The organism is Sulfoacidibacillus thermotolerans (assembly GCF_003144315.1).
Taxonomy (GTDB): Bacteria; Bacillota; Bacilli; order Alicyclobacillales; family SLC66; genus Sulfoacidibacillus; species Sulfoacidibacillus thermotolerans.
Genome location: NZ_MPDK01000002.1, coordinates 359510 through 375801 on the forward strand (window position 1 = coordinate 359510; position 16292 = coordinate 375801).

Annotated in this window: 10 protein-coding genes, 1 tRNA gene and 3 rRNA genes; 2 read left to right on the forward strand and 12 right to left on the reverse strand. The window is 48.9% G+C overall.

Features of this window, described 5'->3' with window-relative positions:
* Window positions 1-59 precede the first annotated feature (59 nt).
* Window positions 60-1331, reverse strand: a complete 1272-nt coding sequence (locus BM613_RS02185) for a glycoside hydrolase family 18 protein (protein WP_181362835.1) — start codon at window positions 1329-1331, stop codon at window positions 60-62.
* Window positions 1332-1522: 191 nt separating this feature from the next.
* Between BM613_RS02185 and BM613_RS02190 the strand changes: the two genes are divergently transcribed.
* A complete protein-coding gene (locus tag BM613_RS02190; protein WP_109429507.1) occupies window positions 1523-1957 on the forward strand; it encodes an Hsp20/alpha crystallin family protein in 435 nt (144 codons plus the stop codon).
* Between the two features lie 72 nt (window positions 1958-2029).
* Here the strand turns inward: BM613_RS02190 and BM613_RS02195 are convergent, their stop codons facing one another.
* The 5 genes from BM613_RS02195 to BM613_RS02215 form a co-directional block, all read right to left on the reverse strand.
* Window positions 2030-2353, reverse strand: a complete 324-nt coding sequence (locus BM613_RS02195; protein ID WP_109429508.1) for a hypothetical protein — start codon at window positions 2351-2353, stop codon at window positions 2030-2032.
* A gap of 112 nt (window positions 2354-2465) precedes the next feature.
* Window positions 2466-5690, reverse strand: coding sequence for an adenosylcobalamin-dependent ribonucleoside-diphosphate reductase (locus tag BM613_RS02200; RefSeq protein WP_109429509.1), 3225 nt, complete (start codon window positions 5688-5690; stop codon window positions 2466-2468).
* A 74-nt stretch (window positions 5691-5764) separates the two neighbouring features.
* The gene (gene nrdR / locus BM613_RS02205; RefSeq protein WP_109429510.1) at window positions 5765-6244 is read right to left on the reverse strand and encodes a transcriptional regulator NrdR; all 480 of its coding nucleotides are present in this window, start codon (window positions 6242-6244) and stop codon (window positions 5765-5767) included.
* 94 nt (window positions 6245-6338) lie between these two features.
* Window positions 6339-7106 (reverse strand): HAD-IIA family hydrolase, encoded by a 768-nt coding sequence (locus BM613_RS02210; RefSeq protein ID WP_109429511.1) that lies wholly within the window; start codon window positions 7104-7106, stop codon window positions 6339-6341.
* Window positions 7106-7681 (reverse strand): cob(I)yrinic acid a,c-diamide adenosyltransferase, encoded by a 576-nt coding sequence (locus tag BM613_RS02215; RefSeq protein WP_109429512.1) that lies wholly within the window; start codon window positions 7679-7681, stop codon window positions 7106-7108. The genes BM613_RS02210 and BM613_RS02215 overlap by 1 nt, the downstream gene beginning before the upstream one ends.
* Window positions 7682-7725: 44 nt before the next feature.
* On the opposite strand from BM613_RS02215, the gene BM613_RS02220 reads away from it, so the two are divergent.
* Entirely contained in the window at window positions 7726-8595 is an 870-nt protein-coding gene (locus BM613_RS02220; protein WP_109429513.1) for an MBL fold metallo-hydrolase, read from the forward strand.
* Between the two features lie 39 nt (window positions 8596-8634).
* On the opposite strand, the gene BM613_RS02225 is transcribed toward BM613_RS02220, so the two are convergent.
* The 6 genes from BM613_RS02225 to BM613_RS02250 form a co-directional block, all read right to left on the reverse strand.
* The gene (locus tag BM613_RS02225; RefSeq protein WP_109429514.1) at window positions 8635-9456 is read right to left on the reverse strand and encodes an NUDIX hydrolase; all 822 of its coding nucleotides are present in this window, start codon (window positions 9454-9456) and stop codon (window positions 8635-8637) included.
* A gap of 29 nt (window positions 9457-9485) precedes the next feature.
* On the reverse strand, window positions 9486-11072 hold the full coding sequence (locus BM613_RS02230) for an FMN-binding glutamate synthase family protein (protein ID WP_109429614.1): 1587 nt from the start codon (window positions 11070-11072) through the stop codon (window positions 9486-9488).
* Between the two features lie 187 nt (window positions 11073-11259).
* Window positions 11260-11334 (reverse strand) — tRNA-Val (locus tag BM613_RS02235).
* Window positions 11335-11339: 5 nt separating this feature from the next.
* Window positions 11340-11456: ribosomal RNA gene (rrf, locus tag BM613_RS02240) — 5S ribosomal RNA — on the reverse strand.
* 95 nt (window positions 11457-11551) lie between these two features.
* Window positions 11552-14500 (reverse strand): 23S ribosomal RNA (locus tag BM613_RS02245).
* A 197-nt stretch (window positions 14501-14697) separates the two neighbouring features.
* A 16S ribosomal RNA gene (locus tag BM613_RS02250) occupies window positions 14698-16240 on the reverse strand.
* Together the 16S, 23S and 5S rRNA genes with 1 tRNA gene alongside form the textbook arrangement of a ribosomal RNA operon.
* Between the last annotated feature and the right edge of the window lie 52 nt (window positions 16241-16292).

The window sequence follows — 16292 nt, forward strand, 5'->3', positions numbered from 1 at the left end:
AAACCTTCGATTCACTTTTGTCCTCATGCGCAAACATTTTCACGCATGAGGACGAAAAATTACACTTTACGAATTTTAAATGTATCGGGAATCAATTCATAAAGCTGAGGAAACGGTTGTCCTAAGACCCACAAACTGATTCCACGAAGGTTCATTTCATAGATAAGGTGGAATTTTGCCAGTACAGATTTTGCATCTTCATACCACACTTCGTGTTCTTGTTCTCCCTCGCGATAGCGAAACATAGGACTTGCTGCCATAGGATCAAAGTGGACGACCACGCCCTTTTCAATCGCAAGGTTTTGGGCATCTACTGGAGAAATGCCTGTCGCCAATTTCTTTTCACCGCCAGAAATCTCCCAGTCATATCCGTATGTAGGCATTCCCATAAGGATTTTTTCACGCGGAATGACAGAAACAGCATAATCTAAAACAGTCTGCACTTGATTAAGCGGAGCCACAGCCATGGGCGGCCCCCCCACCCATCCCCACTCATACGTCATGAGCATAATAAAATCCACGAGTGAGCCGAGCGTCTTATAATCAAAGGCACCCATCCAGGCGGCATTCGGTTCATCCTTCGTCTTTGGACCTAATGCAAGGGTAGATAGATAGCCATTTGCGTGCATGCGATCTGTCAAATTTTTAATAAATTCATTGTACAAGGATCGATCGCTCGGTTGCATGTGTTCGAAATCGACGTTCACCCCGCGATACCCTTTTGACTGCAGCACTTTTTCGATATTTGTAATCACTTTTGCTTGTAAATCTGGTGAAGAAAGGATTGTATGTGCTAACTCTGTATTAAAATTACTGCCATCAAAATTACTCACAGATAGCAGAGGCGCTAAGCCTTGCTCCTGAATTGCTGGCAGTGCCTTTGTGTCTGCAACAGGCGTCAACTCACCAGTAGTACTCACGTGATAGCTAAAGATCGTTACGTAAGTGAGATCATTTGGAATCTCTCGATCTGCATCAGTTCCCGAGGGAATCAAGTAACCATTTCCCTCAATTTCACGCAAATCATCTAAGGGAGCCGGCACAAACAGAATTTGCCCAATCTGCAACTCTGCACTGTCTGAGAGTCCGTTTGCATCCGCAACTGCTGTGACGCTTGTATTATATCGCCGGGCAATGGAAAAGAGACTCTCCCCTGCCCCCACTGTATGGCGAATCAAAGTACTCGGTGGACCAGGAATTAAAAGATTGATACCTTGGGTTAATTTCGAACCCCGCAGTCCATTAATTTGTCGTAATTCATACTCGCGAATAAAGTGTGACTTCGCGATACTTGCTGTCGTATCGCCTTTTTTCACCGTATAGATATACAACAACGTCCCTCCTCATCGAGTGTAATCTGATATAACGTATGCAGGGTCCTTTCGAATTAGTTCCTATTTCTAACCTCTAAGAACACGAAAATCCAGTTCCTGTCCAATTGGAAACCTAAAGAAAAGAGAGGATAATGAACTGTTTTACGGGGATACTATGTCTGATTACTCTACTTATGGGGGAATAGCGCATGTCATTAGTTCCATATGATCCATTTGGGATTATTCGCAGGGAATTTGGTTCTTTGCCACGTTGGGTAGATGAGGATTGGTTCGACAATCAAGTCGGTTCTTGGTCGCGCATTCGCGTCGATGTGCGCGAAACGCCAACAGAAGTCATCGTATCTGCCGAGATTCCTGGACTCAACCGAAAAGAAGATGTCAACATTGTCGTACATGAAAATCACTTGTCACTCAGCGGCAAAATTGAACGGCAAGAAGATCAAACAAATGAAAATATCCATCGCACAGAGCGGTTTTACGGACAGTTCACGAGAAACATTGCGCTGCCGACCACGGTAGATGAAACTTCTGCGAAAGCGAGTTATCACAACGGCATTCTAGAAGTGCGCCTACCCAAAACAAAAAAACAAGTAGGACAACAAATTGATGTAGAATTCCATTAAACAAACGCTTCTACGTGTAGATAAATTCTGTACAACTTCTTTGTGCAGTGTCTACACGTAGATCTATTTCTTCTATAGAGCTTGAATGCTCTCAACTGCCCACACTCCTGTCGGTCCTTGACGGACAGGCTGGATTAGCTCTACAAGATAGCGACAAGAATTATGCTGCACGATTACATCGGCATAATGTACGCTTGCACCCGGATCGTAATATGTTTGATAAAGTGTATAGCGATCCGTAGGTTCAAGCCCGAAAATTCTCCCGACAATGCGCGCTGTACGAACAGGGTCTAACCTCCATTGATTACGTCCTCGATCAACAAATTTTTGAATGCGAATAAAATCCTCACCAGGATCCCCTACATATCCTGTTCGAACATCAGAACAGTCAGCCATCGCGCATCCCACCTTTCACGAAAGACATGAGATGCTTTATGTTTATGCACTCACAAATAAGGCTGTTCTATAAAAAAGAGCATATGTTTTCACATATGCTCAAACCACTCACCTAGCATTTACTGTATCCGCATGCCTCACATTCATAACAACCCCCATGCCGAATCAGGGTGTGTTGATGACATTCAGGACACCAATCTCGTCCACTTTCTGCCTCACGTAAGGAAAGATGTGTAAATGCTCCAATTCCTTCCTTAGACTCATTTGAACTCGTGTATGTCGCACTAATTTCTACCTGTGAGGCTTGACGCAAAGGGAACGTCTCCGCATGCTCAATCAGTGATTTGGCGATTGCGTCAGGAACGCTCGTAATCCTACGCTCACCAAATCCGACAGCACTCTGACCGCCAATCCCACTAAAGTGTTTCACAAGGACTGCTTCTTTGTCTGGATTTTGTGAGTCCATCAGATAAAGGGTGATCGCTCGACCTAATGCCTCGTTGGCTGCATAAACATCCGAACCAGCCTTCCCAATGTTTACAAATATTTCTCGCGCCAGGTGATTCTCATCGTCGTTAATCGTGATAAACGCTGTGCCAAGAGGCGTCTCTTTCTTATAGGTCGCACCGTAAAGAACATCCGGACGTTTGCGCTTTTGGTAGCCCCGCTCTTGTACACCTGCATTTTTTGCCCATTCGCTTTCCCCTGTGGCTGCTGCGACTTGGTGTGCGGTGGAATATGCTTCTTGATCTGTATGTCCTTCTTGCGTCGTCGATGGATCGGTCAATGACAAAACTTGTTCAGAACGTGATCCATCCCGATAAATCGTAATTCCTTTGCAACCAAGTTCATATGCCAAGTCATAGAGTTGCTTTGTATCCTCAACAGTATAGGAATTCGGGGCATTACACGTCTTTGAGATGCTGCTGTCAATCCAAGTTTGCAAAGCTGCTTGAACGCGTACATGTTCTTCTGGCGACAATTCCATACTTGTCACAAAGTAATCAGGGAGTGGACTTTCCTCCCCATGAGTCGCACGATAAGCTTCTACAATCTCTGCGCGCTCTTCAAACATGCCAAGGCGTGAATTCCGATAGTAAGACCAAGCATAGTAGGGTTCACATCCCGTAGAACAACCAACCATCGTCCCTGTCGTACCAGTAGGCGCAATCGTCATGGTCGTCACGTTACGCACCCCGTGCTTGCGAATCGCTTCTACGACGTGCGGTCGATGTTCTGCCATCGTTCGCATGTAGCCTGACTGTAAAAATTTCTCCGCATCGTACATAGGAAACGGTCCATTCTCTTTCGCCAATTCTACAGACTCAAGATAACACCATTCTGCCATCATCCCGAGCAACACATCAATAAAATGGACGGATTCCTCCGATCCATAGCGAATCCCACAGTAAATGAGTAGGTCATGCAGCCCCATGATGCCAAGTCCAACCCGACGCTCACTTAACTGATTGCGGCGATTATCCTCAAAAGGATAATACGTCGCATCGATCACGGCATCTTGAAACCGCAGTCCTGTGCGCGTGATCTCCTCTAACTCTTCCCATTTCACGTGATGCAAGAGGAATTCAGTGCGCTCACTGTCAAAGTATTTCCTCAACCAACTGCGAATATATTCTTCTTTGCTTGGATCTTGAAATTCAACTTTAGCGGTAGAGTCTGCATAACCAACAGCAAATTGACTCAATACAACTGCGCCTAAATTACAGATACCAAATGCCGGCAACCCTTGTTCCCCGCACGGATTCGTTGCAATAATCGGGTTGAAATAATAGGAGTTAGACATCGTGTTATATCGTCCTAAAAAAACGACACCAGGCTCTGCAGATTGCCAAGCCGAACGAATTAATTCATCCCACAGCTGAGAAGCTTTGATCTCTGCTGTCACAACAAGTGGCTTGCCTTGGTTTTCCCAGTGAAAAAAATCCCCATCAAACTCTGTACTTCGCTCGATAGGTGGATACGCGAGCGTCCACTCTCTATCTTCAGCCTTTGCTTGCATAAATTCTTCTGAAATACCGACCGAAATATTCGCCCCTGTAATTACGCCATCGACTTGTTTGCACCGAATAAACTTTAGAATGTCCGCATGGCGGTCATTTAAAATCAGCATAAGCGCACCACGCCGCGATCCACCCTGCAAAGTCAATTGGCAACCAACACTCATGATCTCACCAACGCCAACTGGACCAAATCCTTGTCCAAAAACTTGGTTCCCTTTGTCGTAAAGCTGGCCCCATGAATAAGCACCTGAACTCCTCCCATTTACCCCGCGTACATAACTATAGCGCGGCCGCAATGAGGAGAGAACCATCGTAACACGCTTATGTGCTAACATGGCTTCCCACATATCTGCAAGTGTGGTCGCAATCGTCTCTCGACTATCACCAGGATTCATAACTGTACCTACTAGATCCTGAAGCATTTGTGCGCCACTCTCTACAATTTTCTCATAGATAACTTGTGCTTTTAAGGTTGCCCCATAACGAATGGGCAAATCCGCTTCCATCCACGCTTCCAAGTCTCCCTGCCAAACTTCGTCATACTCTGGCGCTGTGGTATCAGGGAATACATAAGTCCACATTTCCCCGTTTTCCACAGCACGTAAAAACGCAGGAGATACGCGCACGACTTTTGTGCTGTTGGGATATTCTTGTGCGAGAAACTCCATAAGATCTTCGTGCCAGACATCAAGTACCAGCAACAAATCAGACTTACGCGAGCGATCCTCAACGGGAGTTAGCCATCCTTCCGGAGGAACTTGACTTAAATTCATCCCGACTCCACCCGAACGAGCCTGAATTTCCAATGTTTGTCCAAAAGATCGCGCGTAATCGCGTACGGTAGGTCCAACATTAGGAATGACAAAACAATTATAACTAGTTGTCTGTATCCCTGTCCCCATCGAAGCATTAATACGTCCGCCAGGTACATAGCGCCACTGACTTTGCAATTCGTAAAACTTTTGCTCATACACTTCAGGGGATTTCGTAGCACGTGCAACTGCGCGAGCAATACGTCGCCACATTTGACGTGGAGCAACTTCTTCTAACACATCGACATGGTCAAAAGAAAGTTCTTTTTCATACCCATCCCGCAATTGAACAGTCACCGTGCGATTGCCTTCATCCAATTCAACTACGCGCGCAAGCTCATGGTATGCGCGCTTTTGATCGAGTACAGCAACGACAAGACTGCCTACTTTGAGTGTTTCTTTTTTCACATCTTTTAATAAGTATCGATCTGCAACAATACGTTCACCCGTTACACCGAGTCGATCTTCATCAGAAAAAGGCAACATCTGTTTTTCTTCTCGCATCTAAATAAAATCCTCCTCGTCCATTCACCCTTCATAAGGGCAAAGACAACTACATACACACCTTGCAAAAATTTTTATGAAAGCGTGTCCTCTAAGTTCTCTTTATGATTTAATAACTGTAAAACTTCTTTTGCAAACGTCTCGACATCGCGAAACTCACGATACACACTCGCAAACCGCACGTAAGCGACCCCATCAAACGTGCGCAAACGCTGCATGACCTTTACGCCAATGTCTGCAGCAGGCACTTCCCGTTCATACTCAGTACGCAACTGACGTTCAATCTCATCGACCAACTCTTCGATCTGCGAGGAAGAGATCGGTCGCTTTTCACACGCGCGTGCAATTCCACGACGAATTTTTGCACGATCGAACTCCTCGCGTGTGCGATGTTGTTTAACGACGAGCAACGGACTTAACTCCACGCGCTCATACGTTGTAAAGCGACGTTGACATGCGACACACTCTCGCCTTCTGCGCACAGTATACTGGTCATCATTGGCACGCGATTCAAGCACGCGAGAATCTAATGCTTGACAAAACGGACAGCGCACGCCCTCACCCCGTAACTATATGTAGTGTAGTCATAGAGACAAAGACGATTATATGCGCTATATATAGAAAGGTCAAGGACGTAAAAAAAGATTGCTAGTTTAATAAATCGCGAAGACTAGCAATCTCCAGATCAGCCTTTACCGCTTGCTCTGCCCGTACCCCTGTCTTAACCCAAATAGTTCGCGCCCCCGCTAAGGTTGCCGCGCGAAGATCTGTTTCTGGATTATCCCCTATAACAATCACATCTCGAGGCACGAGTGAGAGTTTTTCACAAGCTGCACGTACAAATTCTGGATTGGGTTTACCGATCACATGTGGTGAGCGTTTTGTCGCACGTTCAAGAAATGCCAATAGTGCTCCCGCTCCGGGAATGAATCCAGCTTCTGTAGGCAACGCGTGATCGGGATTCGTACCGACAAACATTGCACCATTTAGCAAATGGGTCATTGCATGTGACAATTTTGAAAAGGTTACATGCCGATCAAGTCCTACAACCACAGCATCTACCGCGACTGTGGTTGAATCAATCAACGTTGCGCCCGCGTCACTTACAATCTCTCGCAAACCAGCTTCCCCGACAACATAGAGTAAAGGATTCTCTTTCACATGTTCTCGCAACCACAATGAAGTCGCAATACTACTTGTAAAGACCTGCTGTTCATGAGCAGGAAACCCCATTTCCTGTAGCATGGCAGCCACTACTTTTGGAGTCCGAGTTGAGTTATTCGTCCAATAGAGATAGGGAATTTCAGCTTTGACAATCCATCGCACAAATTCAATCGCACCAGGAAGAGGGTTTTGCCCCTGTAGTAAAGTGCCATCTAAATCGATTAAAAATCCTTGCGCACGCGTTAAATCCATTACAAAACATCCTCTGGCAACACAGAAAAGTCTACAGTCGGTTCAGATACTCCAAGACGGGCATTCACTGTGCGCGCCATTACAAACAGTAAATCTGACAAGCGATTTAAGTATTTGCGAATTTCCGCATTCACTGCTTGTGTGCGCAAGAGTGCAACACAGAGTCGTTCTGCTCGCCTCACGACCGTACGCGCGAGTTGTAGATAGCTCGCTGCCAGATCGCCGCCAGGTAAAATAAATTGATGTAAAGGAGCTAACTCACCTTCTAAGCGATCGATGATCTTTTCTAGCAAAGCAACATGTGTTGCAGTGATATTTGGGGTATCCTGCTTATCTTCAGGCGTTGCCAAATCTCTTCCGACATCAAATAAATCCCGTTGCACGCGCAACACAATTTTGCGCAAATCCTCAACCTGTGGACCTAAAATTTGTAGTTGTGAACAGACAATCCCAAGCACGGAGTTTGCTTCATCCACGGTGCCATAAACTTCAACACGCAGATCATCCTTTGTCGTACGTCGCCCATAAATAAGACTAGTTTGCCCTTCGTCACCTGTTTTCGTGTATATTTTCATTTATAGCTACAACCCCTTACTTTACAGAATGAAGGTGATTTGCCTTGACTTCTCTTACAGTGGATCAAATGGCTGTAAACACACAAAAACACTCTTTGGAACAAGAAGTAAACGCTTATTTACTCACAACTGCTAGCGGAAATGCGCTGCTCATCGATGCAGGGTATGAGGATACGACCACTTTCATCTATGAATTCACAAAACATCGCGAAGCGACTATCCAAGGAATTTATTTGACTCATTACCACCCGGATCACAGTCTTGGTGCTCCAGAATTAGCACAAAAATTCAATTGTCCGATTCACTGTCATCCACTGGAGTACCCACGGTTAACTAGCCTATATGAACAACATGGAATTCCGGTTCAAAATCTCGACATCCGTGCAGATTTAATCCCAACATCCAAGATTATACTTGAAGATCACACACTCGACATCGTTTTTACACCTGGCCATACGCACGGCCATATTGCCTTATACGATTCACTCACTCAAGTATTATTCACTGGCGATACAGTCATTCCAGGAGGTACAGTCTGGATCGGACCTCCTGATGGCCATCTTGCCGATTATTTGCAATCACTAGATGCTCTCTGCGCATTTAGCCCCAAGCTCGTTTATCCAGGTCACGGCGCAGTGACGCATGATCCCGTACCCCTTATGTTGCGCATGAAAGAACGGCGTTTGTTACGCGAACAGCAAATCCTACACTTCATTAAACAAACGCCTCAAAGCATTGAACAAATCACTAAAGAACTCTACAGAGGCAGTATTCGAGAAGATATGCTGTGGGTTGCCAAAAAAACCGTTCAAGGACATCTGCAAAAACTTATCGACGAACGTCAAGTGACATTGTCTTATGACTCTCTTACTTTCAATGCACTCTATCGCGCAAATGAACGGCCAGAAGTCTAAGTCAACACGATGGGCCCTAAACGCATAACTTTGAATCACTCAGATCCGCGAGATAAAGTCGCGAATGCGCTTTTCATCGTAAACTTGTGGCGGCATGAATCCTTGCGTTAACAACTCATCTAAAGAAGCATATTGTGCTAAAGCCATGATAGCGTCTACTGTTGGCGGCGCCATGAGCAATGAATTCGCATGAAAGCGAATTAAGATTTCTTCTGGAGTCAACCAAGTGGCACTCTCGATCTCGCTTTCCCGAAGTTGCAACGGGACAACTTCGGGTGCGAGACATAAAAAGTAGTGCGCGTCATAACGGAATTTGACCTCAGGAGGCGTCACGCGACGTCCGAAGTAGCGAGTGTAAGGAAGTGATTGCGTCCGCATCGCAACTTGGTTCCACAATTGCTCAGCTGGCAGAAAAACAGCGGTCTCATTTGATGTTTGTTCACTAGGGACAAAATCTATTTGTTCCTGTTTATCAAGCATAAGAATCCCAGTCTCTTCATACATTTCCCGCAATCCAGTCGCAAATAACGCCCAGTACAGTTCCGTTCGTTCGACATATCTTCCAAACAATTGTGCACCCTCTAGAACAAATTCTATCGGGACAGTATCACCTAGAGGACTTTTTTGCATGTTAAGTAAAGGTTTGCGATGTAACCAGGTTTGTGCTACTTGCAAGTCATTTTCTTCAATGACGCCACCTGGAAAGACCATAAACCCTGGCAATACCCGTAACGTTTGAGCGCGTTTAACCAGAAGAACTTCAAAGGGTGCATTTTTCTCAGTTTTCCTCAACATAATGATTGTTGTTGAAAAACGCGGAGCTGCGGGTTCTTGTGATCTTTTAGAAGATGTAATTTCCATAAAAATAACCTCCTGATTTCGGCAAATCATCAACGAATGGAACGAGTCTCACTACTTGTTTCAAAAGCCGCATGTCTGGTTGGTTGGAGAGTTCCTGGCAGCGGGAAAAGATCTGAAAGTCGAACAGATCTCCCGTACTCATTCTTATAAATTACATGTTCACGAGTGAATTTACGAGGACTATCGAGTCCCGCAGCAGCCGCAAGAGCATAAAGACTAGAACGCATCGTCAAAATATAATTCATCACACGCCATTTTTTCTCATCTGGCACTAACGCACTTTGGTACTTCAAATCCGTCGTAGTAACACCTGTAGGGCATTTACCCGTGTGACATTGCATCGCCATAATACATCCATTTGCCATCATAAACCCTCGAGCAGAATTCACGGCATCAGCACCCATTGCCAGAGCAATTGCCACCTTATCTGGCGCAATCAGCCTACCTGATGCGAAAATGCGAAAATGATCGCGGATTCCATAAGCATAAGCTGTATCGACAACAGTAAGCAATGCCGAATAGAGTGGAAGCCCCATCGTATCAGCCATAGATTTGAAGGTAGCCCCCGATCCACCGTCGCCACCGTCAACGGTAATAAAATCTGGATAGACGTCAAGAGCAATCATCGCTTCAAATAACTCTTCTAATTTGCGTTGTTGCCCTACTACAATTTTGATGCCTACAGGCTTACCACCCACCTGCTGCAACTTAGCAATAAACTCTAAGGCATCTTTTGCATTCCTTAAAAAAGGAAAGCGATTCGGCGAATTTACAGTCTGCCCAATAGGCACTTTGCGAATTTGAGCAACCTTAGCATTCACTTTACTTCCTTCTAAATGCCCGCCGCGAATCTTCGCACCCTGGCCAAATTTCAACTCAAACGCTTTAATTTGAGGCTCCTGTGCTTTGCGCGAAAACTCTTCCCACGAAAATTCACCCTGATCTGTTCGATAACCAAATAAGCCAGGTCCAATTTGTGCAATAATATCAGCACCAGTTTGCAAATGTTCAGGCGCCACACCGCCCTCACCCGTGTTCATCCATGAACCACCGGCCATTTTCACGCCCATACCGGTAGATAAAATATAATGTTCTCCCACCGAGCCATATGAAGTAGCTGACGCTCCAAACATTCCATATAAGCGCCACGGATGAGTCCGCAAAGGACCGACGACAATCGCATCCTTTTCAGTATATAACCACCGACTTGTATGATCCTGAAGTAACTCTTCTCGCCGTGAAAACAACCCTTCTTTTTTAACAACATATTTCTTTGCAATCGCCTCTTGCGAATTGTCCACCTGCAACTCAGACGTTAAAAGCGGAAACATTGCATTGGCTAAATAAAATCCAGCATCCTCATAATTCCGTTTTGATCCAAAACTAATCAAATCTGAACGATATTTTGCAGAAAAAACTAAGCCTAAAAAATCAGATCGCGAAAAAGGCCTTCCCTGCTCATCTCCATCAAACCAATACTGACGAAATTCAGGTCCCACTTTCTCTAAAACATACCGTACCCAGCCAAGGTAAGGATGCGAACGAATAATCGCATGTTGAGGTTTTCGTGACAAAATCAACGCGCTAATAAAAAACAAAAGAATCGGTCCGATCATCACCAAAAGTAATGCAATGAATACTGTCAATAACACGGAAAATCACTCCCCTTGTTAACGTAACATACAAAGCAAAAGAAAAAAAGATACTAGAATGACCCAAAATTATTCACAAAAGACGATAAAAAAACAGGTTACACTCACCAATTTAAATGGTAAATGAAACCTGTTTACAAATTGAATAGATTGGTGCGGCGGATAGGAATCGAACCTATGACCCCCACCGTGTCAAGGTGGTGCTCTCCCTCTGAGCTACCGCCGCATACTGTCTGGCAACGACCTACTCTCCCAGGACCCTGCGGTCCAAGTACCATCGGCGCTGGAGGGCTTAACCGTCGTGTTCGGGATGGGTACGGGTGTGTCCCCTCCGCCATCATCACCAGACGTCTCAAGGCCCCTGATCTTCTCAGGTGCCCCTGAGCGAAATCCTTGCGGATTCCTTCACAACTAGAGGTGACTTGCACAGGATAGATTTTCGTGAGGATAAGCCCTCGACCGATTCGCATCCGTCTGCTCCACACGTCGCCGTGCTTCCACACCGGACCGATTGACCTTGTGTTCTTCAAGGGGTCTTCCCTCGTTTTACCGAGCGGGAGATGTCATCTTGAGGGAGGCTTCGCGCTTAGATGCTTTCAGCGCTTATCCCGGCCCGACTTGGCTACCCAGCGCTGCACCTGGCGGCACAACTGGAACACCAGCGGTCGGTTCGTCCCGGTCCTCTCGTACTAAGGACGACGCCTCTCACATCTCCTACGCCCGCGGCAGATAGGGACCGAACTGTCTCACGACGTTCTGAACCCAGCTCGCGTACCGCTTTAATGGGCGAACAGCCCAACCCTTGGGACCGACTTCAGCCCCAGGATGCGATGAGCCGACATCGAGGTGCCAAACCTCCCCGTCGATGTGGACTCTTGGGGGAGATCAGCCTGTTATCCCCGGGGTAGCTTTTATCCGTTGAGCGACGGCCCTTCCACCTGGCACCGCCGGATCACTAAGCCCGACTTTCGTCCCTGCTCGACCTGTCCGTCTCGCAGTCAAGCTCCCTTTTGCCTTTGCACGCACCGCGCGATTTCCAACCGCGCTGAGGGAACCTTTGGGCGCCTCCGTTACTCTTTAGGAGGCGACCGCCCCAGTCAAACTGCCCACCTGACACTGTCCTTACGCCCGCTTCAGGGCGCCAAGTGAGAAGAAAAGTACCTCAAGGGTGGTATCCCAACGTCGGCTCCACCAAGGCTTGCGCCCTGACTTCTTCGCCTCCCACCTATCCTGTACATGACGTACCCTTCCTCCATATCAAGCTACAGTCAAGCTCCACGGGGTCTTTCCGTCTAGCCGCGGGTAACCTGCATCTTCACAGGTATTACAATTTCACCGGGTCTCTCGTTGAGACAGCGCCCAAGTCGTTACGCCATTCGTGCGGGTCAGAACTTACCTGACAAGGAATTTCGCTACCTTAGGACCGTTATAGTTACGGCCGCCGTTTACTGGGGCTTCAATTCAGAGCTTCGCCTTGCGGCTGACCCCTCCTCTTAACCTTCCAGCACCGGGCAGGCGTCAGCCCCTATACGTCGCCTTTCGGCTTTGCAGAGACCTGTGTTTTTGCTAAACAGTCGCTTGGGCCTTTTCACTGCGGCTGACTCGCATCAGCGCCCCTTCTCCCGAAGTTACGGGGCCATTTTGCAGAGTTCCTTAACGAGAGTTCTCCCGCGCGCCTGAGGATCCTCTCCTCGCCTACCTGTGTCGGTTTCCGGTACGGGCACTTGCGTCCTCCCTAGAGGCTTTTCTTGGCAGTTCGCGCTCCGGAGCTTCGCTACTTCTCTTCGCTCCCCTTCCACGCTCAGAGTTCTCGCCGTGCGGTTTTCCCTGCACGACCCCCTTACGTGTTAGACGGCCTCTTCCATCCGGCCGCTCTCCTTGCGCCCCTGCGTCCCCCCTTCGGTCATGCAGACGCCTGTGGTACGGGAATCTCTACCCGTTGTCCATCGCGTACGCCTCTCGGCCTCCGCTTAGGTCCCGACTTACCCTGGGTGGACGAGCCTTCCCCAGGAACCCTTAGGCTTTCGGCGGACCAGATTCTCACTGGTCTTTTCGCTACTCATACCGGCATTCTCACTTCCAAGCGCTCCAGCTCGCTTCCCAGCTCACCTTCTCCGCCCTTGGAACGCTCCCCTACCATAGTTTCCTATCCATAGCTTCGGTGTCCAGTTTAGCCCCGTTACATTTTCCGCGCAGCGTCACTCGACCAGTGAGCTATTACGCACTCTTTCAATGGTGGCTGCTTCTAAGCCAACATCCTGGTTGTCTATGCACCGCCACATCGTTTCCCACTTAACTGGCACTTCGGGACCTTAGCTGTTGGTCTGGGCTGTTTCCCTCTTGACTACGGATCTTAGCACTCGCAGTCTGACTGCCAAGGCTACAAGTCTGGCATTCGGAGTTTGACTGGGTTCGGTAACCTTCTGCAGGCCCCTAGCCCAATCCGTGCTCTACCTCCACCTTGCATCGCCCTTGACGCTCGCCCTAAAGCGATTTCGGGGAGAACCAGCTATCTCCGTGTTCGATTGGAATTTCTCCCCTACCCCCAACTCATCCCCTGACTTTTCAACGTCAGTGGGTTCGGGCCTCCATAGCGTGTTACCGCCACTTCACCCTGGTCAGGGGTAGATCACACGGTTTCGGGTCGTCGTCGGCAAACTCCCGCCCTCTTCAGACGCGCTTTCGCTCCGGCTCCGGAATCTCTCCCTTAACCTCGCTTGCCATCGACACTCGCCGGTTCATTCTACAAAAGGCACGCTGTCATCCCTTGCGGGACTCCAACTGCTTGTAAGCACACGGTTTCAGGTTCTCTTTCACTCCGCTCCCGCGGTCCTTTTCACCTTTCCCTCACGGTACTTCTTCACTATCGGTCGCTAGGTTGTATTTAGCCTTAGGAGGTGGTCCTCCCTGATTCAAACGGGATTCCTCGTGTCCCGCCCTACTCGGGGTCAATTCTCAGCTTCTCTCAGCGTTTCGACGACGGGGCTCTCACCCTCTCTGGCCGGCCTTCCCATGCCGTTTGTCTACGCTGACTCTCCCCTGTGGAACCTGTGCATGGCCCCTACGAATTGCCCCACTACCCCAATCCCGCATCGCTTGCACGCTGTATCACGTAATTGGTTTAGGCTCTTTCCCGTTCGCTCGCCGCTACTTGGAAAATCACGTTTGTTTTCTTTTCCTCGGGGTACTGAGATGTTTCAGTTCCCCCGGTGCCCTCCGTGTAACCTATGCATTCAGTTACCGGTCTCTTTCCTTCGAAAGAGAGGTTCCCCCATTCGGAAATCCTCGGATCTTCGCCTGCGTACGGCTCCCCGAGGCATATCGGTGTTCGCCCCGTCCTTCTTCGGCACCTAGCGCCTAGGCATCCTCCGTGCGCCCTTCCTATCTTATCCTCATCCTACGCTTGCCTTACCTTCTCTTTGCGCTCGCGCTCCGGTTCCCCGTCGCCTCGTGCGCTCCTATGTTTCACCTCTAGTTGTCAAGGAACCCCTGAAGGTCGCCGCAGGTCTTTCCCCCTGCGTCCATCCTTCAAAACTAAATGCAAGTAAGAGATCGTCCGCTTCTGCCCTCTTTAGGCTTACTTCCTTAGAAAGGAGGTGATCCAGCCGCACCTTCCGATACGGCTACCTTGTTACGACTTCACCCCAATCGCGAATCCCACCTTCGGCGGCTGGCCCCCTCGCGGGTTACCTCACCGACTTCGGGTGTTACCCACTCTCGTGGTGTGACGGGCGGTGTGTACAAGGCCCGGGAACGTATTCACCGCGGCATGCTGATCCGCGATTACTAGCAATTCCGGCTTCATGCAGGCGAGTTGCAGCCTGCAATCCGAACTACGAACGGCTTTTCGGGGTTCGCTCCACTTCGCAGCTTCGCTTCCCGTTGTACCGCCCATTGTAGCACGTGTGTCGCCCAGGACATAAGGGGCATGATGATTTGACGTCATCCCCGCCTTCCTCCGGTTTGTCACCGGCAGTCATCTGTGAGTCCCCACCTCTACGTGCTGGTAACACAGATCAAGGGTTGCGCTCGTTGCGGGACTTAACCCAACATCTCACGACACGAGCTGACGACAACCATGCACCACCTGTCTAGCGTGCCCCAAAGGGGAGGGATCTTCTCAGATCCGGTCACGCCGATGTCAAGCCCTGGTAAGGTTCTTCGCGTTGCTTCGAATTAAACCACATGCTCCACTGCTTGTGCGGGCCCCCGTCAATTCCTTTGAGTTTCAGTCTTGCGACCGTACTCCCCAGGCGGAGTGCTTATTGGGTTTCCTTCGGCACCGGAGGTGGTACCCTCCGACACCTAGCACTCATCGTTTACCGCGTGGACTACCAGGGTATCTAATCCTGTTTGCTCCCCACGCCTTCGCGCCTCAGCGTCAGGTTTCGTCCAGCAAGGCGCCTTCGCCACTGGTATTCCTCCACATCTCTACGCATTTCACCGCTACACGTGGAATTCCCCTTGCCTCTCCGACCCTCAAGTTCCCCCGTTTCCAAGGCCATCCCAGGGTTGAGCCCTGGCCTTTCACCTCAGACGCAAGAAACCGCCTGCGCGCGCTTTACGCCCAGTCATTCCGGACAACGCTTGCCCCCTACGTATTACCGCGGCTGCTGGCACGTAGTTAGCCGGGGCTTCCTCCTTTGGTACCGTCTCACATCGAGCATTCCCTCTCCATGCCTCTCGTCCCAAATGACAGAGCTTTACAATCCGAAGACCGTCTTCGCTCACACGGCGTTGCTCCGTCAGGCTTTCGCCCATTGCGGAAGATTCCCTACTGCTGCCTCCCGTAGGAGTCTGGGCCGTGTCTCAGTCCCAGTGTGGCCGGTCACCCTCTCAGGTCGGCTACGCATCGTCGCCTTGGTGAGCCTTTACCCCACCAACTAGCTAATGCGCCGCGGGCCCATCTCTTAGCAGCGCTTGTCTGCGCCTTTCCTTCCTCCTTCATGCGCAGAAAGATCCCATCCGGGATTAGCACCCGTTTCCAGGCGTTATCCCCGTCTAAAAGGTAGGTTACCCACGTGTTACTCACCCGTCCGCCGCTCATGGATTGTTACATCCATCCGCTCGACTTGCATGTATTAGGCACGCCGCCAGCGTTCGTCCTGAGCCAGGATCAAACTCTTAAATCATGTCGCTTTCGTGCTCTTTTCGTCGTCCGTCTCTTCTTGCATTTAGTTTTCA

Coding starts and splice junctions, on each gene's coding strand:
- BM613_RS02215 (WP_109429512.1), bottom strand. CDS start 7,681: ATGAAAATATACACGAAAACAGGTGACGAAGGGCAAACTAGTCTTATT.
- BM613_RS02200 (WP_109429509.1), bottom strand. CDS start 5,690: ATGCGAGAAGAAAAACAGATGTTGCCTTTTTCTGATGAAGATCGACTC.
- BM613_RS02230 (WP_109429614.1), bottom strand. CDS start 11,072: ATGATCGGACCGATTCTTTTGTTTTTTATTAGCGCGTTGATTTTGTCA.
- BM613_RS02190 (WP_109429507.1), top strand. CDS start 1,523: ATGTCATTAGTTCCATATGATCCATTTGGGATTATTCGCAGGGAATTT.
- BM613_RS02195 (WP_109429508.1), bottom strand. CDS start 2,353: ATGGCTGACTGTTCTGATGTTCGAACAGGATATGTAGGGGATCCTGGT.
- BM613_RS02210 (WP_109429511.1), bottom strand. CDS start 7,106: ATGGATTTAACGCGTGCGCAAGGATTTTTAATCGATTTAGATGGCACT.
- BM613_RS02225 (WP_109429514.1), bottom strand. CDS start 9,456: ATGGAAATTACATCTTCTAAAAGATCACAAGAACCCGCAGCTCCGCGT.